Origin of the sequence: Streptomyces sp. ISL-10, assembly GCF_018614575.1 — a bacterium.
Classification (GTDB): Bacteria; Actinomycetota; Actinomycetes; order Streptomycetales; family Streptomycetaceae; genus Streptomyces.
The window spans coordinates 40863-65227 of sequence record NZ_JAGGOJ010000008.1; the positions used below are offsets into that span (position 1 = coordinate 40863).

The window sequence follows — 24365 nt, forward strand, 5'->3', positions numbered from 1 at the left end:
GCAGGAGGGCCTGTCCGGCGGACGAGCTCCGGACAGGCCCCGGGCCGACGGGCAAGGTTCGCCCTGCCCTGGCCCGCGTGGCTGCACACCCTCAGACGACGGCCCCACTGCTGTCGCGCCGCGGTGCCGGGTGTCCGCCGCGCTGCGACGCGGCCGGGCGGGACCGCTGGGAGCGGCGGGACCGAAGGATCACGGCCACCGGCATGGCGGTGAACACCGTCGACGCCATGCCCACCACGACACCCGCGAGCAGTGCCACGGAGAAGTCGGTCAGCGAGTCGCCGCCCAGGACGGCGAGCGCGACGAGCACGAACAGCGCACCCGTGCCGGTGTTCACCGTACGCGGCAAGGTCTGCGCCACCGCCCGGTCCGCGAGCTCCGCCCACGTCAGTGACGTGCCGGTCCGGCGCAGTTCGCGCAGCCGGTCCAGGACCACGACCGTGTCGTTGACGGAGTACCCGACCACCGTGAGCAGCGCCGCCAGGAAGACGCTGTCGACGGGCCGGCCCAGCCAGGCGAACAGACCCACCACCAGCAGCACGTCCTGCACCATCGCGACGACCGCGGCCGCCCCGAACGCCCAGCGGAACCGTACGCTCAGATACAGCAGTTGGGCCGCGACCGCGACGCCCAGCGCGATCAGCGCATGCGTGCGCAGCTCGCTGCCGAGACTCGGCCCGATCAGATCATCGCGTTCCACCCGGACGTCGCCGCCCACCCCGGCCAGCGCCTCACGGATCCGTTCCTGGTGCGCGTCCCCGGTCGCCTTGGTGCGCACCGACACACTGTGCTCGCCGGTCGTCTGCACCACCGCCTGCGGGAATCCGGCCTCGACCACGGCCGTGCGGGCCGCATCCGCGTCCACCGGCCGATCGGCGGCGTACTGCACGCTCCGCCCGCCGGTGAACTCGACGCCGAACTCCAGCCCGCGCACCCCGATCCCGCCGACGGCGAGCAGCAGCAGACCGGCACAGATCCCGAGCCAGCGCCGCCGGTGCCGCATCAGCCGGGGCGTACGCCGTGCAAGACGTGCCCGCAGACGTCCCGTCGTCGCCATGCCGGTGAGCCAGGGCCGCCGGCCCACGAACGACATGCGCACCGCCCATTCGGCGAGCAGCCGGGTGATCAGCATCGCGGAGACCATGGACGCCGACACACCGATGGCGAGGGTGACGCCGAAGCCCTTGACGGGGCCGGTGGCGAACGCGAAGAGCAGACCGGCGGCGAGCAGCGTCGTCACGTTCGAGTCGGCCACCGCGCTCCACGCCTTGCTGAACCCGGTACGCAGGGGCCTGCGCAGATCGCGGGGTGCCTTGGCGCGCCGGTCGCCGGGAGGCGTGTACTCCTCCCGTGCCCGTTCGAACACGAGTACGTTGGCGTCCACGGCGATGCCGATGGCGAGGACGAACCCGGCCAGCCCCGGGAGCGTGAGGGTCGCGCCGAGCGCTACGACCGCGGCGTACGAGAGGAGTCCGTACAGGGCCAGTGCGACGGTGGCGATCAGGCCCAGCAGCCGGTACACGGCCACGATGAACAGCCCCGTGCACACCAGGCCGATCACGGCCGCCAGCGCGCTCGCCCGGATCGCCTCGGCGCCGAGCGTCGGACCCACCGTGCTCTGCTCGACCGTCGTCACGGGGACGGGAAGGGCGCCTCCTTTGACGAGCGCCGCCAGGTCGCGCGCCTCGCCCGCGTCGAATCCGCCGCTGATCTGCGCGGAGCCGCCGGTGATGCCCGTCTCGCACGGCACGCTGCTCTGCATGCCCGGCGCCGACACGATCCGGTCGTCCAGCACGATCGCCACGCGCCGCGCCGGATCCGTGGGGGCGGCGCACGCCGCGTCGCCCGTCAGACGGGCCCAGGTGTCGCCCGCGTCGCCGCGGAACGACAGATCGACGCTCCAGCCCCTGCCCGTGTGCGTGTCGAGCACCGCCTCGGCGTCCTGCACGCCGTCGCCGGTCAGTGCGGGCGGCCCGAGCCGCAGTCGGCCGCCGGGTGTGTCCGGGTCGGCCAGGACGCGCGAACCGTCCGCGGCGGGGCCGGTCCGCCCTCCCGGCGCGGCGACGCCGATGACGGCGTGGAAGGTCAGCTGGGCAGTGCGGCCGATGACATCGGCGGCCTTGCGGGGGTCCTGCGCACCGGGCAGTTCGACGACGATGCGACGCTCCCCGGAGCGGGCGAGGGACGGTTCGGCGACACCGAGCCCGTCGACGCGGCGGCGCAGCACCTCAAGCGCGCGGTCGGTGGCGGCCGCGTCGGCACGGACGGTGGGGGAGTCCTCGGTTTCGAGGACGATGCGGGTGCCACCGCGCAGATCGAGTCCGAGGCGGGCAGGGGTGGTCAGAGCGATCCAGAGCGAGAAGGCGACGACGGCGAGCGCGACCAGCGCACGCCAACGGGTGGTAGGGCGAGATGACATGAAGGCTCCACGAACGGTCCGCGGACGACACGGCGCCGTGCGGAGACGGACGTCGTACGCCGACGGACGGGCGGACACAGGTGGGCGCCACGCGTCCGCGTGCCGCAGGCATGCCGCGGCACCCGGGACGGCGGGCGCGGGAACGTCAGCTGTGCCGGGTGGAGGGAGGTCCGCGGGTGTCCCGCGGGTCGTACGCGTCGCGCGGCGGAGCCCGTTCCCGTCGCGTCCCCGCCGGCACACTCCCGTGCAGCGGAAGGGGCTGTGCGGCGGCCACGGGGCCGGTCAGCAGCGGAGGTGTGCCGGTGTGCCGGACCGAGTGCTCGGCGGTCGCCTGGTGCTGCACCGCCTTCTCGGGCCCCGCCGGGCGGCTCGCCCGTACGGTCTCGGCACCGGCCGCACCCACCCGGGCGGCGGCCGGAGAAAGCGGCGGCGTGACAGCGGGACGCACCGAGTGGAGGGGCGCGGCCCGCGGGGCGGGGACGGGCGACGGGCCCTGGGCGCCCGCGGCCGTCGTGATCGCGATCATCGTGCCCGCGGTCGTACCGCCGAGTGTCACCACGAGGGAAAAGAGGGACAGGATGCCGAGGAGCGCGGGTGACAGGGCCGCCGCGAGGACCCGATGCGTGCGCCGTCGCATCCTCGCCCCCTGGGGTTCCGGTTGTTCCAACTTCCCCGCCACGGCTCAGAGTAGGCGACGAGGGCGGGCTCGGGGCGGCGGCCCGCGTGTCCGCCCTTCGGACGGGCGGGGTACGCGTCGTGGACGGCTGCGGCGCACCACGGCCGGGTTGGCTTACGATCACGGCGGGCGGCCGCGCTCTGGCGGTCGCCAGCCCCACACCCATGGAGGTCATCGTGTTCGGGACGGCCCGAGGACACCGCACCCACCGAAGCAGCTTCCGCTTCCGCGTCACCGCAGCTGCCGTGGCGGCCGGCGTGACCCTCGCCGGCTGTGCCTCCTCCGACGACGGACCCGGTGAGGCGGCCGGCGGCGTTCCCGTGGTGGAGAAGGGCAAGCTGACCACCTGCACGCACCTGCCCTACCCGCCCTTCCAGTTCGAGCAGAACGGGAAGATCGTCGGCTTCGACGTCGCCCTGATCGACCTCGTGGCGAAGAACCTCGGCGTGGAACAGAAGATCCTCGACACCCCGTTCGAGAACTTCAAGACCGGCGCCTTCCTCAACTCCGGCGAATGCGACCTTGCCGCCGCTGGTATGACGATCACCGACGATCGCAAGAAGAACGTGGACTTCTCCGTCCCCTACTTCGACGCCACCCAGGCGCTGCTCGCCACCAAGAAGAGCGGTGTGAAGACGCTCGCCGACGTCAAATCGCAGAAGAAGAAGCTCGGCGCGCAGGCCGAGACGACCGGCGAGAGCTACGCCAAGAGCCAGGGCTTCGACCCGGTCGCCTTCGAAAGCTCCGACGCCGTCCTGAACGGCCTGCGTACCGGCCAGGTCGACGCGGTCGTCATCGACTACCCGGTGGTTCAGGGCTGGCTGAAGGACAAGGCGAATGCCGCCGAGTTCGTCCTCGGCCAGAACATCGACACCGGTGAGCAGTACGGCTTCTCGGTGAAGAAGGGCAACGACAAGCTGCGCGCCGCGATCGACAAGGCGATCAAGGACGCCCGCGCCGACGGCACGTACGACAAGCTCTACCAGCAGTGGATCGGTCCGCTGCCCAAGGGCCGGTCGTGACCTCACGTCTCACCCGGCGCCAGCGGCGCCGGGTCTCACAGGGCATCCAGTACGCGGTTTTCGTGGCGGCCCTCGTCGTCATCGGTCTGCTCGCCGACTGGGACCGTCTGCAGAACCAGTTCGCGCAGAAGGACCTCGCCAGGGAACTGTTCCCGAACATCATCACCACCGCACTGCGCAACACGGTGGTGTACACCCTGTCCGGCTTCGTCTTCGGCCTGGTCCTCGGCCTGGTCATCGCGCTGATGCGGCTGTCGTCCGTGGCCCCCTACCGGTGGGTGGCGAGCGTCTACATCGAGATCTTCCGCGGGCTGCCCGCGCTGCTGATCTTCATCTTCGTCGGTGTCGCGGTACCGCTCGCCTTCCCCGGCACGGAGATCCCGGGCGGCACGTACGGGAAGGTCGCCCTCGGTCTCGGCCTGGTCGCCGCCGCCTACATGGCGGAGACCATCCGGGCCGGCATCCAGGCCGTGCCCAAGGGCCAGATGGAGGCGGCCCGTTCCCTGGGGTTCTCGCACGCCAGGGCCATGGTCTCGGTGATCATCCCGCAGGCTTTCCGCATCGTGATCCCGCCCCTGACGAACGAACTGGTGCTGCTGTTCAAGGACTCGTCCCTCGTCCTGTTCCTCGGCGTCACACTGAATGAGCGCGAGCTGACCAAGTTCGGCAGGGACCTGGCGAGCCAGACGGCCAACTCCACGCCGATCCTGGTCGCCGGCCTGTGCTATCTGCTGGTGACCGTGCCGCTGAGTTTCGTGGTGCGCCGCCTCGAAGCCCGCGCCGAAAAGGCCAAGTGAGGAACGGATGCCCAAGAAGACGGCACAGTCGGGGAGCGGGAGCGGGAGCATGAGCGACACGGGCCGTCCCGAGATCGAGATCCGGGGCCTTTACAAGTCCTTCGGTGACAACCAGGTCCTGCGCGGCATCGACCTCGACATCGCCGCGGGCGAGGTGGTCTGCGTCATCGGGCCCTCGGGGTCCGGGAAGTCGACGCTGCTGCGCTGTGTGAACCTGCTGGAGGAGCCGACCGACGGCCAGGTGTTCGTCGGCGGCACCGAGGTCACCGACCTCGACGTCGACATCGACGCCGTACGCCGCCGGATCGGCATGGTCTTCCAGCAGTTCAACCTCTTCCCGCACGTGAACGTGACGGAGAACCTCACCCTGCCGCAGCGGCGCGTGCTGCGCCGGGACAAGGCGAATGCCGCCGAGGTGGCCCTGCGGAACCTGGAGCGGGTCGGTCTCGCGGACAAGGCCGACGCGTATCCCGCGCAGCTGTCCGGCGGTCAGCAGCAGCGGGTGGCGATCGCCCGTGCCCTGGTCATGGATCCCGAGGTCATGCTCTTCGACGAGCCGACCTCGGCGCTCGACCCGGAACTGGTGGGCGACGTCCTCGCGGTGATGCGTCAGCTGGCCGCCGAGGGCATGACCATGATGGTCGTCACGCACGAGATGAGCTTCGCCCGGGAGGTCGCCGACAGGGTGGTGTTCATGGACGGCGGAGTGATCGTCGAACAGGGGCCGGCGGAGCAGGTCGTCGGTGCTCCTCAGCACGAGCGCACCCGCAACTTCCTGATGCGACTCCTCGACCCGGCCGCGGCCGAACAGCCGGGCGCCGGCGGCGCGGCGGAAGCCCCGGACAAGGAGAGCTGACGCCCGGCCCCCTGCCGGAAGGCCCGGAACAGCTGATGCCCGGTCTCCCCTGTGGGGCCCCGGACAACGACACCTGACGGGGCCGGCCATGAAGCCGGTCGGCCCCGGCCGGGAGGGGGATGCCCGGCCGGGGCCTTCGCAGTGGTCGTTCTCCCGGTCAGTTCCGGGGGCACTCCTTCCACGCCAGGTGGTAGATCGTGCTGATGTCACCGTCCGTCGAGTCCATGGTCATGTAGCTCGTGGCCGACGGGGCCGACGCGCCCGCGCTGACGCGGAGTTCGGTGTTGATGTTGAAGTTCCGCTGCACCCCGCACGGTGCCCACACGAGCTGTGCCCAGTCCGTTGCGTCGGTGGCCTGCCAGTTGTCGTCGTACGGGCCCTGGAACGTGTGCGTACGCGATGCGGTGTTCGGCGAGCCCTGGAAGTAGTACGAGGCCTTCTCCGTTCCGCTCGCGCCGGGCTGCAGCGAGGCATAGCCGCGGTAGTCGACGCTGGCGACGGCGTAGGTGAAGCCCTGCGGGACGTGGACGATGAGGTTGAGCTGGCAGTTCTTGCGCGACGCGGTGGGCGAGGAGCCGCCGCCCACCTGGGCGAGGTATTCGCTGTACGTCACGGTGAAGGCGGTGTTGTCCTCGGAGACGGCGACGGCGGCGGTGCCCAGGGGGCATCCGGAGCCGTTCACCGTCGCGACATCGATGACGATCTTGTCGGGCGGTGGGTCACTGATCCCCGACGGGCTGTGCTGCGCGGGCAACACGGAGGCGAACAGAGCGGCGACCGCTCCACTCACCAGCAGACCGGCGTTCATGGTTCTCCCATCCATTGCTTCGGTGCCGGGCGCCGGCGCGGGGGAGCGCCCGGCGCGAGGTGGGGGGTGCGGCCGGCCGTGGTGCGGGCCGGCCGTCACGGACCAGGTGCGTGGGATCGAGCTGTGCAGGAACGGGTCGAACGACGGCATGCGACTGCGAAGGTTGAAAAGTCATGCACATGACAGTCGCATGCCTGAGCTGCACGGTCACTGTGGACCGGGAGTGGTCGAATGGTACAAACCAATAACGCCTCCGGCCAGGGCGACGACCAGCCATTAACGGCGCGCGGAACGGCCCGTTCATGGCCTGGTTGCGACCATGCGGCCCGATCCCGGCCCAGCAGCGGCAACGCCGTGTCGCTGACGCCCGGTGGACGGACTGACCCCACCTCACCTCGAACGCGTCGGACGCCGCGGGGGCGCTGAGCAGCCGAGCGCACTGCCCCGCTCCGGCCGGACCGAACGCAGCCGGCCCGTGGCGCCCATCGGCGCGTGCCGCGCCCAGATGCTGGGCCGCGGCGGCGGGACCGGTGCCAGGTGCGGCCGGTGCCGTTAGGCTGATCAGCGATGTTCACCGCACACGGGCCGTCCCTGAAAGAGCTCGCCGTCCAGGCGTTGTCCTCGACGCAGCGGGGCTACGACCTGCTCGCGCCGAAGTTCGACCTGACACCCTTCCGGACCCCTGACCCGGTCCTCGACTCCGTGGCGAAGGCCCTGCGGCCGCTGGGCCCGTTCACCGCGGGGCTGGACGTCTGCTGCGGTACCGGCGCGGGCGTCGGGATGCTGCGCGACCTGTGCACCGACCGCGTCACCGGCGTCGACTTCAGCGCCGGCATGCTCGCCACCGCCCAAGCCGCGCTCCCCGCCGGGGGGCCGCCCGCCGTCTCCTGGGTGCGGGCGGACGCCCGGGCCCTGCCCTTCGACGGCGACTTCGACCTGGCCGTCAGCTTCGGCGCGTTCGGTCACTTCCTGCCCGAGGAACGGCCCCTGCTGTTCGCCCAGGCCCACGCCGCCCTGCGGCCCGGCGGCCGGTTCGCTTTCCCGGTGCTCGCCCCGCCGGGGCCGGGGACCTGGCTCTACTGGGCGCTGCTCGGTTTCGATGTCGCCATGCGGGTGCGCAACGCCGTGTGGCGCCCCCGGTTCATCATGTACTACCGCACCTTCCCGCTCTCCGGAGTGTGCGCCGACCTCGAACGAGCCGGGTTCTCCGTGGAGTTGACGCCGCTCGTGGACCTGGGACGGCTGCCCGGCGGCGCGCCGCGCGCCCGGCTCGTGGTCGCGCGGCGCGACTGACCGGGCGCCACGGGCCGGGACCGAGCCCGCCTCCCGCCCGACCGGCGGAGCGTCAGGTGAGGGTGTGCACCCGTTGCGAGGTCAGCTCGTAGCGCGCGCCGACGACGCCCAGTGCACCCGTGGTGATCCTGGCCGCGAGATCGGGCTCCCTGGCCAGCAGTCGGCTGACCAGGGCGACATTGCGGTCGATCGTCGACTCTATCCGTGCCTGCCCCTGCTGACTGTGGTCGATGGCCGGGCGTATGTGATCGGCTATGTACTGTATGTGGGCGGGCAGTTCCTCTCCCGTCTCCTCGGCCCGCACCGCCGCGGTCACCGCCCCGCACGACTGGTGCCCGAGCACCATGACCAGGGGTATGTCCAGCTCCAGGACGCCGTACGCCACGCTGCCGAGCACCGCCTCGTCCAGCACCTCGCCCGCGGAGCGCACCGTCATCAGGTCGCCCAGCCCCTGGTCGAAGACCAGCTCCGGCGGCACCCGGGAGTCGATGCATCCGAGGATCAGGGCGAAGGGGTGCTGGCCGCGGACCATGGTCTCGCGCACGGCCTCCGTCTCGTGCGGATGCTGCTGGTGGAAGGTGCGCCACCTGCGGTTGCCCGCCGCCAGCTCACGCAGGGCGGCGGCCGGCGTGCCGGGGCGCGTGCGCGTCGGCACGTGCGCGATGACGGCGGTCGCGGAGGCCGGTACGGCTCCGAGAGCGAGGCCGCTCGTGGCGATGGCTCCGCCGGCGACGGCGGCGCGGAGCAGGGTGCGGCGGCTCTTGGCCACCGACGTGTTCATCTGTGGAATGACTGTCACGCACGTGAACGTAAAGCGCCCGCAGCGTCAGAAGCGCGCATCGCCCAGTTCTTTGCGCCTGCTTGGACAAAGCTTGGCCAGGGATGGAAGCCGAGCAGAGAAGGCGTTCGCGTACATGAATCCGGCGCGCATCGGACCCGGACGACCGCATGCTCCGGTCCTCCGCTGGCGTCACCCTCTCCCCCCGGCGCGTCGACGAGCACGTCGCCGCGGAGGCAGCGGCCGTACGCAGGGCCGGCGGCGAGGTGGCCCTCATCGACCACCCTCCTGGTCGGCTCGCTGACGATCCGGTGTCACACCAGGGGCTTTACCGACATCAGCAGATGACGGTGCGCCGGGTTCCGGTCCATGTCGTCCGCCGACACCAGGCCCGTCAGCAGGGCCCTCTGCCCCGGGCCCAGCAGATCGAATCGGACCACGGGCGCGTCGAAGGACGACAACGCGTCCACGAGATACGACGGGTTGAACGCGACCGTCATCTCCGACGCACCCTCCAGCGTCGACGGCAGCCGCTGCGAGGCCACATCGTCCTCGTACCCGGCCCGCAGCTGCACCGAGCCGCCGGTGAAGTCCAGCTGAAGAGGGCTGTCGCCGTCGGCGACGACAGCGACCCGCTTCACCGCTTCCAGCAGCGGTTCGCGATCCGTCACCGCGACAGCAGCGGGTGTCAGGGCGAACAGCTTGTCGTGACGCGGAAGTTGCCCCTCCAGCAGGCGCGTCGTGATCCGCATGTCTCCGTTCTCGAAGCCGATCGAGCCTGCGTCGAGCGCGATCCGGACCATCCCCGAGCGGGCCAGGGAGCGCGCGATGTCCATGAGCCTGCGCGCCGACACGACGGCATCGCCGGACGCGTCCGGAATCTGCGGCTTCCAGCCGAGCGTGCGCACCGCATACCGGTACCGGTCGGTCGCGGCCAACGTCATTGACTCGCCGTCGAAGGCAACCCGGATGCCCGTGAGCACCGGCAGCGCGTCATCACGCCCTGCCGCGACCGCGACATGCCCCACCGCCGCGGCGAACGCTTCGGCGTCCACCACTCCGCGGAGCTCCGGCAGCGGAGGAAGGGCGGGGAAGTCGTCGAACGGCAGCACCGAAAGACCGAACCGCGCGCCGTCGCTCACCACCGACAACCGCGACCCGTCGACCGAGCACGCCACCGTGCCCGCAGGCAGCACCTTGCAGATGTCCACCAGCCGGCGCCCCATCACCAGCACCCTGCCCGGCCGCACCACGTCCGCCTCGATCTCGATGCGGGCGGCCGCCTCGTAGTCCAGCCCCGAGATGCGCAGCCTCCCGGAGTCCGCGTCCAGGAGGAGGCCGCCGAGCACGGGCACCGCTGAGCGGACGGGCAGCACACGGGCCGCCCAGGCGACCGCTTCGGCCAGCTCACTGCGTACGATCCGGAACTCCATGCGATCCCCTTTTCTGCGACGGCGGCTGCGACGTCGGCGGCGCCGGCGATGCTTCGAAGCTATCCGTCACCACTGACAACGCCCTTGTCACAGGGACCTGGCAGGATCTTGTGAGCGAGGAGACCGAACGGCCTCCGGCAGGTACGGGGACGGGGGTGTCATGAACGACACGGAGCACGGCGGCCCGGCCGTCGAGGCGGATGCGCGGGAGGCGGGTGAGCACCCGCAGGCCGGGCCGCGGACGAGACGGCCGCGCCGGGCGCTGTGGGCGCTGCTCGCCGTGCCCCTGGCCGTGTGCGGGGCCGTGGTCGCGTGGTGGGTGTGGGCGATTGGCTCGTTCATGGTCAGCGACGATCCGTTCGGCACGCATTCGGAGGTCAGTTGCTCGACGGCGATGGAGTTCGCCCACGGCACCCTCCCGGAGAAGACCACCGACGAGGACTGCACGATCGACCAGTGGATGGACGACGTGGTCCGCGGAACGTTCCGGATGCCGCGCGCCGATGTGGACGAGTGGCTGAAGGCTGCCTACCCGGACGCTCGGCCCAAGGAACACTGCGCCGACGACGTCTGCATCGAGTTCGGCGAGAGCGACGATCCCGCGGAGCCGTTCACTGAACCGACGCCCTCCGCCACGGCCCCCACAGCCTCAGCCACCGGTGCGGAGACCGTCACGGGCGAGACTCCCACAGCCACAGCTACCGCTACCGCCGCCGAGGCCGCTACCGGCGCCGACGTCGTCCGGCTGACCGTGCGTTATGAGAACGGCACCACGGCGCTCGTCACCCTCGAGGCCTTCGATGTCTGAGCCGCACCTGGCACAGCACCCGCTGCGGCCCATCCGTCGGCTCCGCCGCGATGGAAGCCGGTGCGCGGACGCCACGGCTCCCACCCGGCCACGAGGCCGACTTGTCGCCGCGTGCGCCGTCGTCACGGCGCTCCTGCTCACCTTCCACCAGGCCGTCCCGAACACCCCTGGCCGGCTCGGCAGTCTGCTGGAGACGTTTCTGCCCTGGCTCGGCGTCGTCGTGCCGGTGCTGCTGGTCCCCGCACTGCTGCGGAGGTCGTTCACCGCCCTCGTCGCCCTGCTGCTGCCGGCGGTGGCCTGGCTCGCCTCGTTCGGCTCGCTCCTCCTGCCCGCCGACGACGGGCCCCACGACATCGTCGCGGTGCAGCACAACGTCAGTGACGTGAACGCCGATCCGGCAGGCACCGCACAGGCACTGCTGCGGGCGCGCGCCGACATCGTGGCCCTGGAGGAACTGACCCCCGACGCGCTGCCCGTGTACGCGCGGGCGCTCGCGGCCCGTTTTCCCCACCATGCGGTCGTGGGCAGCGTGGGCCTGTGGTCGGTCCATCCCCTCAAGAACGTACGGCCCGTGGACATCAGGCCCCGCGGCATCGGCCCGGGCTGGAACAGGGGCCTGCGATCCACCGCGCTGACGCCCATGGGCGAGGTCGCCGTCTACGTGGCCCATCTGCCCTCGGTGCGGCTCGGTGTGCCGCACGGCATGAGCTCCGACCGGCGGGACGAGAGCGCCGCGCTCCTGGGGGCGGCGATCGCCGCCGAAGAGGCGGAGCGTGTGGTCCTGCTCGGCGACCTCAACGCCACCGTCGACGACCGCGGTCTCGATCCCGTGAGCTCTCAACTGGAGGTCGCGGGGCCGGGCATGGCGTTCAGCTGGCCCGCGGCCTTCCCCCTGGCCAGGATCGACCAGATCATGGCGCGGTCCGCGACCGTCGTCGATGTCCGATCGCTGCCCGCGACCGGCAGCGACCACCTGCCCGTCGTTGCCCGCATCAGGCTCTGACGACATCGGCGTCCCCGCGCGCCGGGCCGGTGAGCCGGTCGGCCAGCAGAGCCACCGCCCCCGCCCCCACCCCCGCCCTCGCTCCGCCGTGCACCGCCTCGATCCGGTGAACCATGCGCGGCACCGTCACCGCGACGCCCACCACGTCGCAGGCACCTTCCAGCACCGAGGCCGGCAGCAGCGCGAGGCCGTGACCGGCGGCGACCAGGGTGAGCAGACCCCGTACATCGGTCCCCTCGTACCGCAGCGACACAGGGAAGCCGTCGTACCCGCAGACGGTTCTCAACCGGTCCTGCCCCACCGTGATGTCCGGAGCGTCGATCCATCGTGCGTCGCCGAGGTCGGCCAGCCGGACACCGTCCCGGCCGGCCAGCGGGTGCCCGACGGGCAGCGCGACGGCCGGCGGTTCCTCGGCCACGCCGATCGTCGTGAGCGGACCTGCTTCGGGCAGGTGCAGGGGGTCGCTGGGCGCGGCCAGGCCGTCGACCAGCGCGAGGTCCAGCTCGCCGGTGGCGACCCCCTGCACGACGGCGGACTGCCCCACGACGCGCACGGAAACCGCCGGCCCCGGCTGCTCCCGGCGCACGTCGGCCAGTGCCCCGCTCAGGCGCGACGACATGGCCAGCGGGGTGACGCCGACGGCGAGCCGGCCCGTCGTCGCCGACAACAGCCGGGCGATGTCGGCGCGTGCGGCATCAAGCCGCAGCAGCAGCGGCCCGGCGTGCTCCAGCAGACGTGTGCCCGCCTCCGTGGGCGCGACGGGACGGCGCAGCAGCAGCGTGGCGCCCAAGTCGTGCTCCAGCGCGGCGATGTGCTGCGACACGGCGGACTGCGTGTAGCCCAATTCGCGTGCCGCGACCGAGAACGAGCCGACGCCGACCACGGTGACGAACGTGCGCAGCAGATGCGGATCCATGGTCCATCAGTATCGCTGATGGAAAGGTCATGAATCATCGTTGGTGCTGAACGTATCGGTCGGGCCAGGATGCTCGTATGTCTCCGTCGCACCCCACCTTGTCGCCCCGCCTCGCCCTCGTCGGCGACCGCTCGCCCGGCGTCCGCGCCCACGCCCGCATCCCCGCTCTGCTGACGGCGCTCGCCGAGCGGGACCAACTCGTCCTGGACGCCTTCTGGATCGCCACCCCCGACGCCGAACAGCCCGGCGCGCTCACCGGATTCGACGCCGTGTGGCTCGTCCCGGGCAGCCCGTACGCCAGTGAGGCGGGCGCGGTCGCCGCCGTTCGCACCGCCCGCGAGCGGGGCATCCCGTTCCTGGGAACATGCGGCGGGTTCCAGCACGCGGTCCTCGAGTACGCCCGGTCCGTCTGCGCCCTCGGGGAGGCCATCCACGCGGAGAACCGCCCCGGCGCCGAGGACGCCCTGATCGTCCCCCTCGCCTGCTCGCTGGTCGGGCGCGAGGGCGCGGTCGAGGTGGAGCGCGGCTCGCTGGCCGAACGGATCCTCGGCGCCGAGCGGACCGTGGAGCGCTACCACTGCTCGTACGGCACCAACCCGGCGTACCTCGATGTGCTGCGGGAACACGGTCTGCGCTTCAGCGGGTGGGACGGAACCGGTGACGTCCGCATCGCCGAACTGCCGGGCCACCCCTTCTTCCTCGCCACGTTGTTCCAGCCCGAACTCGCCGGCGACGGAACGCGCCCGCACCCCGTCGTACGGGCCCTCGCCTTCGCGGCCGCGGAGCACGCCCGGCGTGGGACCGGATGACCGTACTCGTCCCGTCACGTGCCGGAAGCCGGGTGTGATCGGTGTGCGATCCGCGGTGTGTTGGAGGCTAGGGTGGGCGCTGGAGGTGATCGGCGTGGCCAACGAGCAGGCGGAGCTGTTCGCGGCGGTGGACGCGCTGCTGGAACAGGCGGCGGCACAGGACACGCTGCCCCCACCCCCGGAGCGCAAGCGTCTTCGCGAGGCCGCCGGGGTCAGCCAGGAGCAAGTCGCCCGGGCGCTCAAGGTGCGCCGGGAAACCGTGACGAGCTGGGAAGCAGGCCGGACGGAGCCGCGCCCCCCGAAGCGCGCGGCCTACGCCCGGCTCCTGGAGGGCCTCGCCGCCCACCACCCGCCCCGGACCGCGCCTCAGCCCGACGCTGCGCAGGACCCGCTGCCCGAATCCGGAGCGATCCCCGCCCCCGCCCCGGCCGCGTCCGTCCCGGAGCAGGCCGCCACGTCCCAAGCGCCCCCCGCGCCGGAGCGGGCCGCTGCCGCCGCCCCGGCCGCCCCCGCCGCGCCCCCCGGACCGGAAGCGGGCTCCGTCGAGGGCACGGTCGCCGCGGCCGACGTGACCCCTGACCCGGCTCCGGCCAGCGCCCCCGGGCGCGCCCCGGCCCGCGCCCCCGAGGGCGTACCCGGGGCCGTCCCTCAGCGCGGCGGCCGGACCGCCGCCGACGTGCCCGCCACCACCCCCGACAGCGGCGGTCGGGGGTCCGCCGGACGCCCCGGCCTCGCCGCCGCGCCGGACCGTGCGCGGAAGCGGTCCGTCGAACCTCCCGTACCCGCCGTCGATCCGCGGTTCGCCGACGGGCCGCTCGCCGTGCTCGACGGTGACGGCCGCGCCCACTGCGTGGGGGGCCTGATCCTCGACTGCCCCGCCGACGACGTGTCCGCCCTCGTCGAGTGGGCGCTCGGCGAGACGCGGCTCGGCGCGCCGCGGCTGAACCGCAACGGCAAGGACGCCGACCCGCTGATCGTGCTGACCGAGGCCGCCGCCGTGCGCCTCGGTCTGCCCGCCGCGCTGGCGGACCGCCGCTCGCTGCGGCTCCCGGACGACCACCCGGTCGTGCGCCGACTTGCGCGCGCCAAGTGGCGGCTGACCAAGCGGGGCTTCGGTCCCTGGCCGCGCATCTACCGTCCTGCCCAGGCCGGGCAGCGCAGGTGCGTTCAGCTCGCCGTCCTGCCGTGGGGCGCCCTCGACACCCGTACGTGGGGCGAAGCCGCCACCCTGCCGCCGCCCGAACTGGCCCGCGTCCTCGGCACGTACGCCGCCCGGGTCCTGACGCCGCGGGGGTCGGCCGCCGTCTCCGGGCTGGAGCTGATGGCCGCGCTGCGGCCGCCGACCCGCGCGGTGCAGGACCCCGGCACCGGCGCCTGGACGTCGGGCGCGGTGCCGGGATCGCTCACCGAGCCCGTCGACCCCGCGCCGCCGGAGGCCCCGGACGAGCACCCCGTCGTCGCCTCGCTGTATCCGCGTGGCCACCGGCGGACCCCCGACGAGGTCCTCGACGAGGAGGCGTTCGAGTGGACGCGCGACGCCGAGCTCCTCACGGACGCCGAGTGCGCGAAGGCGTACGCGGTCGGCATCGACGTCAACACCGCGTTCCTGGCGGCCGCCAACCGCCTCGCCGTCGGCCTGGGGGAGGCCGTCCATGTGCGCGCGCCCGCGTTCGACAAGTCGGTTCCGGGCTGCTGGCTGGTCGACCTGTCGGGAATCGAGATCGATCCGCGGCTGCCGAACCCGTTCACCCCGGGCGGCATCCGTCCCGACGGTCCCGCCTGGTACGCGACACCGACCGTCGCCTATGCCCGTGAACTCGTCGACACCTACCGCCTGCCCGTCACGATCGCGCCGGTCGAGGCATGGGTCCGCACCGCGAGCGCACCATATCTCGATCCCTGGTACAAGCGCCTGAGTGAGGCGTACAAGGCCACGATGGCCGACCTCGGGGTCAAATCGGGCATGAGCGAGCCGGCCTTCCTCGCCGCGATGGAGACGCACCGGCAGAGCGACCCGGCCCTCGCCGCCGTGCTCACGGCGATCAAGGCAACGGTCAAGGGCGGCATCGGCAAGCTCCGGGAACGGCCCCAGGGCACGTCCTACCGGCCGGGGGAGCCGTGGCCGGCGCTGTCCCGGCCGACCTGGCGGCCCGACATCCGCGCAGCGGTCATCGCCACGGCCCGGGTCAACATGCACCGCAAGCTCCTCCGGACCGCACTGGCCACGCAGCGCGAGCCCGCTCCGGTGGGGCATCTGCGGCTCGGCGAGGACGCGTTGTGCGCGATCGCCCTGCTGTCGGACGGCGCCGTCTACCTGTCGGACGGGCCGAGCCCGCTGGACTTCCTGCCGCACACGGCCGACGGCGGGCCGGCACCGGGCGCGTTCCGTCTCGGCGTGAGCCCGGGGATGGTCAAGCACGAGGGTACGCAGTCCATGATGTGGGCGGTGCAGTTGCTCGACCAGGGCCTCAACCCCGCGCGGCACATCAAGGGTTCGAGCGCCTCGGACGACGGAGAGTAGGAGCAGGTCATGGGCCAAGTAGGCGACAGCCTGGACCGGGCCGCGCAGAACGTCTCCACCCGCCCCATCCCGGTGGGCGCACAGGCGTGTGTGCGCTTCCTCGTCAAGAAGGCCAAGGGCTCCACCAGGGCGGTCGCCGAACAACTCGGCGTCTCCCAGCGCACGGTCGAGCGCTACCTGAAGGGCCAGATCAAACGGCCCCGTAAGGAACTCGCCGACCGGATGGCCGCTGAGGTGCGCCGCCTGTGGCAGCCGCGCGTGAAGGAGCGCGCCCGCAGGCAGGCAGCGACGGCGCGCGGCCTGGTGATCGAGACCCGGGCCCGCTTCGGTTTCACCGCGGCTCCCGGCAGCACCGACGACAGCCGTATCCGCCGCATCACCCAGCACCTGCCCCCCGACTACGCGGCCCGGCTCTTCGCCGCGCAGGACGAGGGCGCGAGCGAGCGGCAGTTGCAGCAGATCGCGGCGGAAGGGCTCCAGGAGATCTACTTCAAGGACCGCGGGCGCCGAGCGGACGGCCTCCAGGTGGAGTTCACCGACATCGACTACGTCGAGATCGACTACAGCTGACCCGCTCCCCGGCCCTGGAAGGCGTCGCGCCGCCGTTCATGAGGCCAGATCGAGCGTCTCGCACCGGCAAGGCCGTTTCGGCCCGGCCGCGCTGCGCGCCGCCTGCTCGGACCCGGCGGATTTCGCGTGGCGCCCGTACAGCAGGACGGCGAGGCCGGCGCCCAGCAGGCCGCCGACGGCCTGCGCGGCGATGAAGTTGGGGAGCGACGCGGGCGCGATGCCCGTGAAGGAGTCCGACAGGGATCTGCCCACCGTGGCCGCGGGGTTGGCGAACGAGCCGGAAGACGTGAACCAGATGGCCGCGGCGATGTAGGCGGCGACTCCGACGGGGGCGAAGCGGGCACGTCCGGTCCGCCGCAGGCCCAGGATGAGCAGGACGAGTCCGGCCGTCGCGACCGTTTCGCCGAGGAGCAGATGCCACGCCGAGCGCGTGTGCGTGGACCAGATCCCGGGCGGCCGGCCGAACATGACGTCGGCGAGCACGGCGCCGGCCATCGCGCCCGCCAGCTGAGCCGTGATGTAGGTCAGCGCCTCCCGGCCGCCCGCCCGGTCTGGTCGTTCCCCGGACCACCAGGTGCACAGCGTCACCACCGGGTTGAGGTGGGCGCCGGAGACGGGGGAGAGCAGCGCGATCAGGAGACCGAGTCCGATGGCGGAGGCGAGTGAGTTGGCCAGCAGCGCGATCCCGGGGTCCTGACTCAGGCCGGCGGCGCGGATGCCGGAACCGACCACGACGGTCACCAGTGCGGTGGTGCCGACCAGTTCGGCCATTGCGCGACGCGGCAGCGCCGGTTGTCCACTCACGATCTCTCTCCCCACCCATGTCGCTACGTGGAAAGTGTATTCCGTAACACGGAAGACTCGTGGCCGGGGTAGGCGCAAGGGCGCCCGGCCGGCCGTCTGAGCGCCGCCTGCGGCCCCCGACGGTCCGCAGGCTCCCCGCCGCCCCGCGCGGAGCCGGGACCCGGGCGCTGAACGGCCGGGCCGCGGACGCGCCGGGGCGTTCTCGAGGCCCGCGGTCCGGCAGAGCGACGCCACCCAGTGCCGGGTCGCCGTGCGGGCTCCATGACACATGCGTGAACGCGGGGCCCGCCGCCGACGTACTCCTCGTCAGCCGCACACCGCCCACCGTCGGCCGCACACCGCCGACGCTTCGGCCCCACGCGCCGACGCCACTCACGCCGGCCGCCGCGCCCTTCCAGGAGGTACGCCGCCGATGAACGACCAGCGCCGCCACCACGCAACCCGAGCCGGTGCCACCGCCGCCGTACTGGCCGGTGTCGTACCGCTCCTGCTCACCGGGCTCGCCGCCGGCCCCGCGCAGGCGCACGGAGCACCGGTCGACCCCGTGAGCAGGGTGGCGGCCTGCGGTCCGCAGGGCGGGGAGCTGCGCACGTCGGCGGCCTGCCGGGCCGCCCTGGCGGCCAACGGGGGAGTGTCCTTCGACGCATGGGACAACCTGCGACTGCCCGATGTGCGGGGCCGGGACCGCGAGGCGATCCCCGACGGGCGGCTGTGCAGCGCGGGCCTCGACGCCTACCGCGGGCTCGACACCGCCCGCGCCGACTGGCCCGCGACGCAGCTGACGGCGGGCGCCCCGTTCACCCTCACCTACCGCTCCACCATCCCGCACCAGGGAACGTTCAGCCTCTACCTCACCGAAGCGGGCCACGACCCGGCCGCGCCACTGCGGTGGTCGGACCTGCAGAATCAGCCGTTCGCCACCGCCACGGACCTCCAGCCGACCGACGGCGCGTACCGCGTCAGCGGCCGGCTGCCGGACGGACTGACGGGACGCCATGTGCTGTACACCGTCTGGCGCAACACCGACACACCCGACACCTACTACTCCTGCTCCGACGTGGTCATCGTCCCCGCGGACGACGAGCGGCAAGACCTGCCGGCGCAGCCTGAGGAGCCACCGGCGAACGGCCCGGGAACCGGCCCCGCCGAGCCCGGAGAACCGCAGGCCCCCTCCGCACCGGCGGATCCGGAGTCCGCCGTCCCACCGACCACGCCGGCGCCGCCCTCGTCCGCCGCTCCGCGCCCCGCCCCGGCGTCCGCCGGCCGCGACACCGGGAGCACGCCGGGCATCCTTGTCGGCGGTGGGGCCGCCGCACTCGCCCTGGCTTCGCTGTGCGGATCCCTGGCGCTGCGCCGCCGCAGGCTCTGACCCGCCGTCAACGAGCCACGGCAACGGACCCTCCGAACGGCCCAGCCGACGCGCCGGAAAGGGCGAGTCTCCCGCAACGAACTGCGACTCGTCCCACCATGGAGGCAACCTCGACGGGCCGCCGCTCATCTTCTTCCAGTGCAACGGGCCGCAGCCCGCCCGCATCACAGCGCATGGAGTGAGATGACAACGGTCCCTGCTTCGGTCGTCACATCGGTCGTCGTGCCGTGCTTCAACGAGAGCGAGGTCATCGAGGCGTTCCACGAGGCCCTCCTCTCCGCTCTGGAGCCGACCGGGACGGCGTTCGAGATCTGCTACGTCGACGACGGCAGCAACGACCGGACACGGCTGCACCTCAAGGAACTCTCGGCAGCGGACCCCCGCGTGCGGTACACGTCCTTCAGCCGCAACTTCGGCAAGGAAGCCGCCATGCTCGCCGGCCTGCACATGGCCAAGGGCGATGCCGTCGTCCTGATGGACGCCGATCTCCAGCACCCGCCCGAGTTGATCCCGCGGATGCTGGAACTGCACGGCCACGGCTACGACCAGGTGATCGCCCAGCGTGACCGCACCGGCGAAGGCATCCTGCGCACCGCCCTCAGCCAGACGTACTACCGCCTTGTGCGCCACTTCATGGACGTCGAAGTCATCGACGGCGCGGGCGACTTCAGGCTGCTCTCCCGCCGCGCGGTCGGCGCGATCCTGTCCCTGCCGGAGTCCAACCGCTTCTCCAAGGGCCTCTTCTCCTGGATCGGCTTCGACACCGTCAGCTTCACCTACACCAATGTGCAGCGCGCCGCCGGCCGCTCCAAGTGGGGCGGACGGCGGCTGCTCAACTACGGCATCGACGGCCTGCTCTCCTTCAACAGCCGCCCGCTGCGCCTCGCGATCCACACAGGCCTGTGGCTGCTGCTCTCGGCCCTCGGCTACGCGGCCTGGACGATCGGCAACGCCGTGATCCACGGCATCGAGACCCCTGGCTACGCCACACTCATCGCCGCGATCGTCGGACTCGGCGGCATCCAGCTCGCCACGCTCGGGGTGATCGGCGAATACGTGGGCCGGATCTACCACGAAGCCAAGCGGCGCCCCCACTACGTGATCCGCGAGACCGACGAGTCGGCCCCCTCGCAGCCGGAGCCGCAGGTCAGGGAAGCTGTCTGGAGTAAGTGACCTTCTCCAGGCCGTAGTAGTCGGCAACGCACTGCGCGGGCCACACCCGGCGCCCGTTGTTGCTGAACGGTTCCAGCATCCTCGCCACGGACACCGGCGTGTAGGGAAGTTCCTTCGCCCCCCGCGCGGCGCCCTCCCGCAGCGAGCGGTCCTGGCGGTCCCACCGCTCGGCCCGCACCTGCATATCGTGCCCGAGAGAGACGAGCGGGGCCACGAGCCCGAGCACGGTCGCGGCGCACAGTGCCGCGGCCGTCGCCGTCGCGACGCCCGGCCGGTACCGCCGCAGCCGCCGGCCGAGGAAGACCCCCGCGGTCACCAGCAGCACGATGTACAGCAGCAGATAGTCGTTCCAGGTCCGTTCCGTGGTCACCACTTTCGCACCGAAGACGGGATAGGTGATGACGGTGCACAGGTAGCCCGAGACCAGGAACGCCGCAGCGCCCAGCGAGAGGAGCGGCAGCGGCCGCCACGGGAGGAGGACCGACGGCCGGGTGGTCCGGCGGCGCGCCACGAGCCCCAGCAGCACACCCGCGGCGACCGCGCCCACGTACTGCCACGTCGAGAACACCGTGGCCAGGATGTGCGCGAAGCCGCGCAGGGAGCCCAGCAGCGATTCGGGAGCGAGCATGGACGTGCTCTCGGCGCCGTACCGCTCGCGCCGGTTGCGGGACCCCGGCGAGAAGACCAGCAGCAGGGTGCCGGCAGCGACACCGGCCATGCCCGCGAGCGACCAGAGACGCGCGAACCGCCGTGCACCGTTCCTGAACAGGCGGTGGGCGAACAGCACGACACCGGACAGCACGACCAGCGCGACGACCGACGCCTCCTCCGACAGGGTCCCCATGAACACGCCCGCCACCGCCACCGTCACCAGGGCGGCGACCCGCCCGCGACGGCCACGGGCCCGCAGCAGCGGCAGCACCGCTGCACCGGCCAGGACCGGCGCCACGGTGTGCGAGACGGACGCGGCGGGCCAGTAGAACGTCTTGTACGTGTTCGGTGTGGCGAACAGGAACACCGCCATGACCATGGCGGCGACGAGCAGCGGAATCCCGCGGGGCACCGACTGGCCCGTTCTGCGCAGCACCTGCGCGGTCAGGGCCCACAGCAGCACCAGCATCAGCACGCCGCTGACGAGGCCGAACCACTGGTGCCCCGCGACGGGGAACTCGGCGTACAGCCCCACGAGCAGCCCGTTGCCGAGCCGGCCGTTGTCGGTGTACCAGAACTTGCCGATCAGGCCCGAGATGCCGTGGTCGCGGACGACGGGGAGGAAGCACCACTCGTCGGCGCTGGGCCGCACATGACGCCCGAACCACGACGCCAGCGCGAGCAGCCCGAGCGGCAGCGCCGCCAGGGCGAACGGCCAGGCGGCCCACCAGGACGCCCACGCACCGCGAGGGCCGCTCCGCCGCCCCGGAGCGCCGAGCCCGCCCGGTTCTCGTGCGACGGTGACGCCCGACGCGTCAACGGCCATGTCATCACTGCCCTTCGGAAAACTGATGGTCCGGCAACCAAGAGGTGAATCCCGGTTGCACCGTTCCATCTTCCGCCAGGCAAGATCGGTGACCGTCGGCGACAGGCCGCGCCTCTCGCGGTACGAGGCGACACCGGCCGGGGCACGCGCCGTTTCACGGGCAGGCGTACACGAAACGCGCCGAGGCCGTGTGGCGCGACGGCGACATGACCTCCAGTTCGGCGTGCGCGTGGTATTCGCCGCGACCGTGGAAGGTCCACCGAAGATGCAGCCGCGCCTGCTGCTGACCGCGCGTCACCTTCTCGTGGAGCGGCCCCGACGTCGTGCCGTCGCCGCGCAGCCATCGGTAGGTGAGCGTGCCGGGCCGGCCGTCGGTCCGCACCACGCCCACGACATCGGCGGTGCCGTCGCACCCCGGTCCGTCCGCGGGCGTCCGTACGGCCACGCCGCGCACGGAGACACCCGGTCCGAACCGCTGCCAGGCCAGGAACGCCAGCACGGCCAGCAGCGCGAGAACCACCGGCGCACTGCGGCGCAGCGCGCGGCCGCGCCGGCGCGGAGGGCCGCCGCTCCCGGACTGCCCGGCGAGCGTGCCGTGCCATATGTCGACGTTCGTCGGGGCTCCGTCCTGCCGCCGCACGGCTGCCGTGACCCCCGGCCCGAACCGCAGGACGTCTCCCTCTGCCCGATCGGGCACGGCGTCCCGCGCGCCCGGTAGGGGATCAGCGAGTACGGCGGTGGCGTCCGGCAGGGAGTGGCCGAGCACGGCGGTGGCGTCCGGCAGGGAGTGGCCGAGCACGGCGGTGGGCGTGTCGACGGCGTCGCGCGGCTCGGGGTGTTCGGGGTGCTCGGGGTGTTCGAACCAGTGGCTGCCCAGGGCGGTCGCGCTGTACTCCTCGTCACCGGCGCCGCCCTGTCCGGGGCCCGGGCGGGGCCTGCGGGGATCGTTCATGTGATCGTGCACCCCCTTCGGGTCGGTAGCTGCTGCGTGGAGTTGCCGTTCGCGGCTCCGGGGTCCGTGGACGCCTGGACGGCCCAGTAGCAGCCCTGGCCCTGGAAGGTGTGGGCGAGCGTGAGTGTGTACTGCGTGGCGCCGCTGCGCTCGAAGGTCTGGGTTCCGTCCGGCGCGCCGAGCTGTCCCTTGGTGTCGCCGGTGTACCAGGACACGACGATCGTGACCGCATCCGTGCCGTCCGTGGCCACGTCGACGGACGCGGATCCGGTCGCTGGGCCGGTCTGGCGGAAGCTGGTGACGGAGACGGACTTGACGTTCACCGGTGCCGCGGTCGGCGTCGTCGGTGTCCTCGACGATGTCGGCTGCGAGGACGGCTCGGTGGTCGGATCGGTGCTCGGCCACGGCGTGGGTGCGCCGGTGACCGGCGGTGCGTCAGTTGTGGGGGAGGCACTGGTGCCGGGCGTGTCGCTCTCGGAGGGGGAGGGCGGCGAGCCCGTCGAGACACCGGGCGACGGCGTCGGACCGCCCGACCCGTCGGATCCCGCGTGCGGCGCCTCGGATCCGGTCGGCAGGGCACTGGTCGTGGCCGCGGCCTCGGAGGTGGTCCGCCGTCCCGCGTCCCCGCCCGCCTGCGCGGTGACGGCGAGGAGACCGGCGACCACCGCTGCGAGGATGCCGACAAGTACCCGGCGCAGCAAGGGAGTCAGTTGTCCGCCGGCTCCGCTGCCCCAACCGTCGCCCAGGGACGTCGTCGCCACATCCGTGGTCCCGGCCGCGCCGCCCCCGGCCGATGGGAAGAGCAGTGGCAGCAGCGCCGCGAGCGCCGCCAGCCTGCGCCGCCCGCGCTCCTCCCAGTCGGGCCCGTACGCCGCCCCGGCGATCTCCTCCAGCTCGGCCACGAACGCCGCCGCGCTCTGCGGACGGTCCGCGGGCGACTTCGCCAGCCCGCGCCTGATCAGCGGCCGCACCGCCTCGGGCGTGTCGTCCTCGGGAACCGGCGCGCCGAGGTGCTGAAGCGCCAGCTCGGCGAAGTTCTCGCCGCGGTAGGGCTTGTGGCCGGTCAGACATTCGTAGAACGTCGCGGTCGCCGCGTAGACGTCGGCGGCGGGGGAGGCGGGTTCACCGTTCCACTGTTCCGGTGCCATGTACGCGGGGGTGCCCGCCACACCCGGAGTGGTGTCCCGGCCGGTCGCGATGCCGAAGTCGGCGAGTTTGGAGGCGCCGTCGGCCGAGACGAGCACGTTCTCGGGCTTGTAGTCGCGGTGCACGACGCCCGCGCCATGGGCCGCGGCGAGCCCCAGCAGGGATCCCTTGAGCACCGTCAGGGCCGCCTCGGGACCGGTCGCCCCCTCGTGCAGGAGCAGTGCCCGCAGAGCGATTCCGTCGATCAGCTCCATGACGATGGCGGCGCCGCGCGGGCCCTCGACGTATTCGTAGAGCCGTACGACATGCGGTGAATCCAGCCCGCCGAGCAGTTGCGCCTCCGCCCGGAACTCCCGTACGAACGCCGTGTCGCTGCGCAGCCGCTCGCTGAGGTACTTCACCGCGACCGGCACACCGGTGGCGTCGTGAACGGCGAGGACGACGCGACCACCGCCCCCCGACCCGAGCTCCCGGGACTCGGTGTATCCCGGCACCGTCCACACGCCCATCGCGTCCCCCTGCCTGGTGGACACCCCCTGCCCCGGTCATCGGCGCGGACCCGGCACACGGACTGTCCCCAGCACAGACACATTTCCCTCACGGCCGGTTCCCGCAGGGATTCAGGACATTCCCGCGCCGGCTCGTACTTGGCATGGACCTGACCTGACCACCTCCGGTACGCTCCGGGCAGGCGCATCCTGAGAGCGCTCTCAGAATGGTCTGTTCCATCCCGTG

The 24365-nt window shown here is 72.4% G+C and carries 21 protein-coding genes; 11 read left to right on the plus strand and 10 right to left on the minus strand.

Annotation, left to right across the window (positions count from 1 at the left end):
• Positions 1–91: 91 nt before the first annotated feature.
• Positions 92–2419 (minus strand): protein translocase subunit SecD, encoded by a 2328-nt coding sequence (gene secD, locus J7E88_RS09030; protein ID WP_215179077.1) that lies wholly within the window; start codon positions 2417–2419, stop codon positions 92–94.
• Between the two features lie 145 nt (positions 2420–2564).
• Entirely contained in the window at positions 2565–3056 is a 492-nt protein-coding gene (locus J7E88_RS09035) for a hypothetical protein (protein WP_215179079.1), read from the minus strand.
• A 203-nt stretch (positions 3057–3259) separates the two neighbouring features.
• On the opposite strand from J7E88_RS09035, the gene J7E88_RS09040 reads away from it, so the two are divergent.
• Genes J7E88_RS09040 through J7E88_RS09050 form a run of 3 tightly spaced genes read left to right on the plus strand, consistent with a single transcriptional unit; the run spans position 3260 to position 5770 of the window.
• Positions 3260–4117, plus strand: a complete 858-nt coding sequence (locus J7E88_RS09040) for an ABC transporter substrate-binding protein (RefSeq protein ID WP_215179081.1) — start codon at positions 3260–3262, stop codon at positions 4115–4117.
• Positions 4084–4914: an amino acid ABC transporter permease gene (locus J7E88_RS09045; RefSeq protein WP_215179083.1), complete on the plus strand. Its 831-nt coding sequence runs from the start codon at positions 4084–4086 to the stop codon at positions 4912–4914. The genes J7E88_RS09040 and J7E88_RS09045 overlap by 34 nt, the downstream gene beginning before the upstream one ends.
• 49 nt (positions 4915–4963) lie before the next feature.
• Positions 4964–5770: an amino acid ABC transporter ATP-binding protein gene (locus tag J7E88_RS09050; RefSeq protein WP_215179084.1), complete on the plus strand. Its 807-nt coding sequence runs from the start codon at positions 4964–4966 to the stop codon at positions 5768–5770.
• A gap of 157 nt (positions 5771–5927) precedes the next feature.
• On the opposite strand, the gene J7E88_RS09055 is transcribed toward J7E88_RS09050, so the two are convergent.
• Positions 5928–6578, minus strand: coding sequence for a DUF4360 domain-containing protein (locus J7E88_RS09055; RefSeq protein ID WP_215179085.1), 651 nt, complete (start codon positions 6576–6578; stop codon positions 5928–5930).
• Between the two features lie 567 nt (positions 6579–7145).
• On the opposite strand from J7E88_RS09055, the gene J7E88_RS09060 reads away from it, so the two are divergent.
• Positions 7146–7871 carry a class I SAM-dependent methyltransferase gene (locus J7E88_RS09060; RefSeq protein ID WP_215179086.1) on the plus strand — a complete coding sequence of 242 codons (726 nt, stop codon included), beginning with the start codon at positions 7146–7148 and terminating at the stop codon, positions 7869–7871.
• 52 nt (positions 7872–7923) lie between these two features.
• On the opposite strand, the gene J7E88_RS09065 is transcribed toward J7E88_RS09060, so the two are convergent.
• On the minus strand, positions 7924–8652 hold the full coding sequence (locus tag J7E88_RS09065; protein ID WP_215179466.1) for a carbonic anhydrase: 729 nt from the start codon (positions 8650–8652) through the stop codon (positions 7924–7926).
• 311 nt (positions 8653–8963) lie between these two features.
• Entirely contained in the window at positions 8964–10082 is a 1119-nt protein-coding gene (gene dnaN / locus J7E88_RS09070) for a DNA polymerase III subunit beta (RefSeq protein WP_215179087.1), read from the minus strand.
• Positions 10083–10242: 160 nt separating this feature from the next.
• Between dnaN and J7E88_RS09075 the strand changes: the two genes are divergently transcribed.
• Positions 10243–10890, plus strand: coding sequence for a hypothetical protein (locus J7E88_RS09075; protein WP_215179088.1), 648 nt, complete (start codon positions 10243–10245; stop codon positions 10888–10890).
• Positions 10883–11893 carry an endonuclease/exonuclease/phosphatase family protein gene (locus tag J7E88_RS09080; RefSeq protein ID WP_215179089.1) on the plus strand — a complete coding sequence of 337 codons (1011 nt, stop codon included), beginning with the start codon at positions 10883–10885 and terminating at the stop codon, positions 11891–11893. The genes J7E88_RS09075 and J7E88_RS09080 overlap by 8 nt, the downstream gene beginning before the upstream one ends.
• On the opposite strand, the gene J7E88_RS09085 is transcribed toward J7E88_RS09080, so the two are convergent.
• Positions 11883–12809, minus strand: a complete 927-nt coding sequence (locus J7E88_RS09085) for a LysR family transcriptional regulator (RefSeq protein WP_215179090.1) — start codon at positions 12807–12809, stop codon at positions 11883–11885. The two genes, J7E88_RS09080 and J7E88_RS09085, sit on opposite strands and share 11 nt — an antisense overlap.
• A gap of 77 nt (positions 12810–12886) precedes the next feature.
• Here J7E88_RS09085 and J7E88_RS09090 point away from each other — a divergent pair, with 77 nt between their 5' ends.
• From J7E88_RS09090 to J7E88_RS09100, 3 genes are all read left to right on the plus strand, one after another.
• Positions 12887–13618, plus strand: a complete 732-nt coding sequence (locus J7E88_RS09090; RefSeq protein WP_215179091.1) for a hypothetical protein — start codon at positions 12887–12889, stop codon at positions 13616–13618.
• 94 nt (positions 13619–13712) lie between these two features.
• Positions 13713–16139 carry a helix-turn-helix domain-containing protein gene (locus J7E88_RS09095; protein ID WP_215179092.1) on the plus strand — a complete coding sequence of 809 codons (2427 nt, stop codon included), beginning with the start codon at positions 13713–13715 and terminating at the stop codon, positions 16137–16139.
• A gap of 9 nt (positions 16140–16148) precedes the next feature.
• The gene (locus J7E88_RS09100) at positions 16149–16709 is read left to right on the plus strand and encodes a helix-turn-helix transcriptional regulator (protein ID WP_215179093.1); all 561 of its coding nucleotides are present in this window, start codon (positions 16149–16151) and stop codon (positions 16707–16709) included.
• A gap of 36 nt (positions 16710–16745) precedes the next feature.
• On the opposite strand, the gene J7E88_RS09105 is transcribed toward J7E88_RS09100, so the two are convergent.
• Entirely contained in the window at positions 16746–17513 is a 768-nt protein-coding gene (locus tag J7E88_RS09105) for an aquaporin (RefSeq protein WP_308307431.1), read from the minus strand.
• A gap of 412 nt (positions 17514–17925) precedes the next feature.
• Here J7E88_RS09105 and J7E88_RS09110 point away from each other — a divergent pair, with 412 nt between their 5' ends.
• Complete coding sequence (locus J7E88_RS09110) at positions 17926–18882, plus strand: lytic polysaccharide monooxygenase (RefSeq protein WP_251022359.1); 957 nt, start codon at positions 17926–17928, stop codon at positions 18880–18882.
• Between the two features lie 183 nt (positions 18883–19065).
• Positions 19066–20055 (plus strand): glycosyltransferase family 2 protein, encoded by a 990-nt coding sequence (locus J7E88_RS09115; RefSeq protein ID WP_215179097.1) that lies wholly within the window; start codon positions 19066–19068, stop codon positions 20053–20055.
• Here J7E88_RS09115 and J7E88_RS09120 read toward each other — a convergent pair.
• The 3 genes from J7E88_RS09120 to J7E88_RS09130 form a co-directional block, all read right to left on the minus strand.
• The gene (locus J7E88_RS09120; protein ID WP_215179099.1) at positions 20030–21532 is read right to left on the minus strand and encodes a DUF6056 family protein; all 1503 of its coding nucleotides are present in this window, start codon (positions 21530–21532) and stop codon (positions 20030–20032) included. The genes J7E88_RS09115 and J7E88_RS09120 overlap by 26 nt on opposite strands.
• Positions 21533–21686: 154 nt before the next feature.
• Entirely contained in the window at positions 21687–22484 is a 798-nt protein-coding gene (locus tag J7E88_RS09125) for a hypothetical protein (protein ID WP_215179101.1), read from the minus strand.
• Complete coding sequence (locus tag J7E88_RS09130) at positions 22481–24139, minus strand: serine/threonine protein kinase (RefSeq protein WP_215179468.1); 1659 nt, start codon at positions 24137–24139, stop codon at positions 22481–22483. Before J7E88_RS09130 ends, J7E88_RS09125 begins: the two co-directional genes overlap by 4 nt.
• Between the last annotated feature and the right edge of the window lie 226 nt (positions 24140–24365).

Excerpts from the sequence above, each read along its gene's own strand:
- J7E88_RS09125 (WP_215179101.1), bottom strand. The coding sequence starts at position 22,484 with ATGAACGATCCCCGCAGGCCCCGCCCGGGCCCCGGACAGGGCGGCGCC.
- J7E88_RS09090 (WP_215179091.1), top strand. The coding sequence starts at position 12,887 with ATGTCTCCGTCGCACCCCACCTTGTCGCCCCGCCTCGCCCTCGTCGGC.
- J7E88_RS09120 (WP_215179099.1), bottom strand. The coding sequence starts at position 21,532 with ATGGCCGTTGACGCGTCGGGCGTCACCGTCGCACGAGAACCGGGCGGG.
- J7E88_RS09040 (WP_215179081.1), top strand. The coding sequence starts at position 3,260 with ATGGAGGTCATCGTGTTCGGGACGGCCCGAGGACACCGCACCCACCGA.
- J7E88_RS09065 (WP_215179466.1), bottom strand. The coding sequence starts at position 8,652 with ATGAACACGTCGGTGGCCAAGAGCCGCCGCACCCTGCTCCGCGCCGCC.
- J7E88_RS09085 (WP_215179090.1), bottom strand. The coding sequence starts at position 12,809 with ATGGATCCGCATCTGCTGCGCACGTTCGTCACCGTGGTCGGCGTCGGC.
- J7E88_RS09115 (WP_215179097.1), top strand. The coding sequence starts at position 19,066 with ATGACAACGGTCCCTGCTTCGGTCGTCACATCGGTCGTCGTGCCGTGC.
- J7E88_RS09050 (WP_215179084.1), top strand. The coding sequence starts at position 4,964 with ATGAGCGACACGGGCCGTCCCGAGATCGAGATCCGGGGCCTTTACAAG.
- secD (WP_215179077.1), bottom strand. The coding sequence starts at position 2,419 with ATGTCATCTCGCCCTACCACCCGTTGGCGTGCGCTGGTCGCGCTCGCC.
- J7E88_RS09080 (WP_215179089.1), top strand. The coding sequence starts at position 10,883 with ATGTCTGAGCCGCACCTGGCACAGCACCCGCTGCGGCCCATCCGTCGG.
- J7E88_RS09110 (WP_251022359.1), top strand. The coding sequence starts at position 17,926 with ATGAACGACCAGCGCCGCCACCACGCAACCCGAGCCGGTGCCACCGCC.
- dnaN (WP_215179087.1), bottom strand. The coding sequence starts at position 10,082 with ATGGAGTTCCGGATCGTACGCAGTGAGCTGGCCGAAGCGGTCGCCTGG.
- J7E88_RS09075 (WP_215179088.1), top strand. The coding sequence starts at position 10,243 with ATGAACGACACGGAGCACGGCGGCCCGGCCGTCGAGGCGGATGCGCGG.
- J7E88_RS09035 (WP_215179079.1), bottom strand. The coding sequence starts at position 3,056 with ATGCGACGGCGCACGCATCGGGTCCTCGCGGCGGCCCTGTCACCCGCG.
- J7E88_RS09060 (WP_215179086.1), top strand. The coding sequence starts at position 7,146 with ATGTTCACCGCACACGGGCCGTCCCTGAAAGAGCTCGCCGTCCAGGCG.
- J7E88_RS09130 (WP_215179468.1), bottom strand. The coding sequence starts at position 24,139 with ATGGGCGTGTGGACGGTGCCGGGATACACCGAGTCCCGGGAGCTCGGG.
- J7E88_RS09100 (WP_215179093.1), top strand. The coding sequence starts at position 16,149 with ATGGGCCAAGTAGGCGACAGCCTGGACCGGGCCGCGCAGAACGTCTCC.
- J7E88_RS09055 (WP_215179085.1), bottom strand. The coding sequence starts at position 6,578 with ATGAACGCCGGTCTGCTGGTGAGTGGAGCGGTCGCCGCTCTGTTCGCC.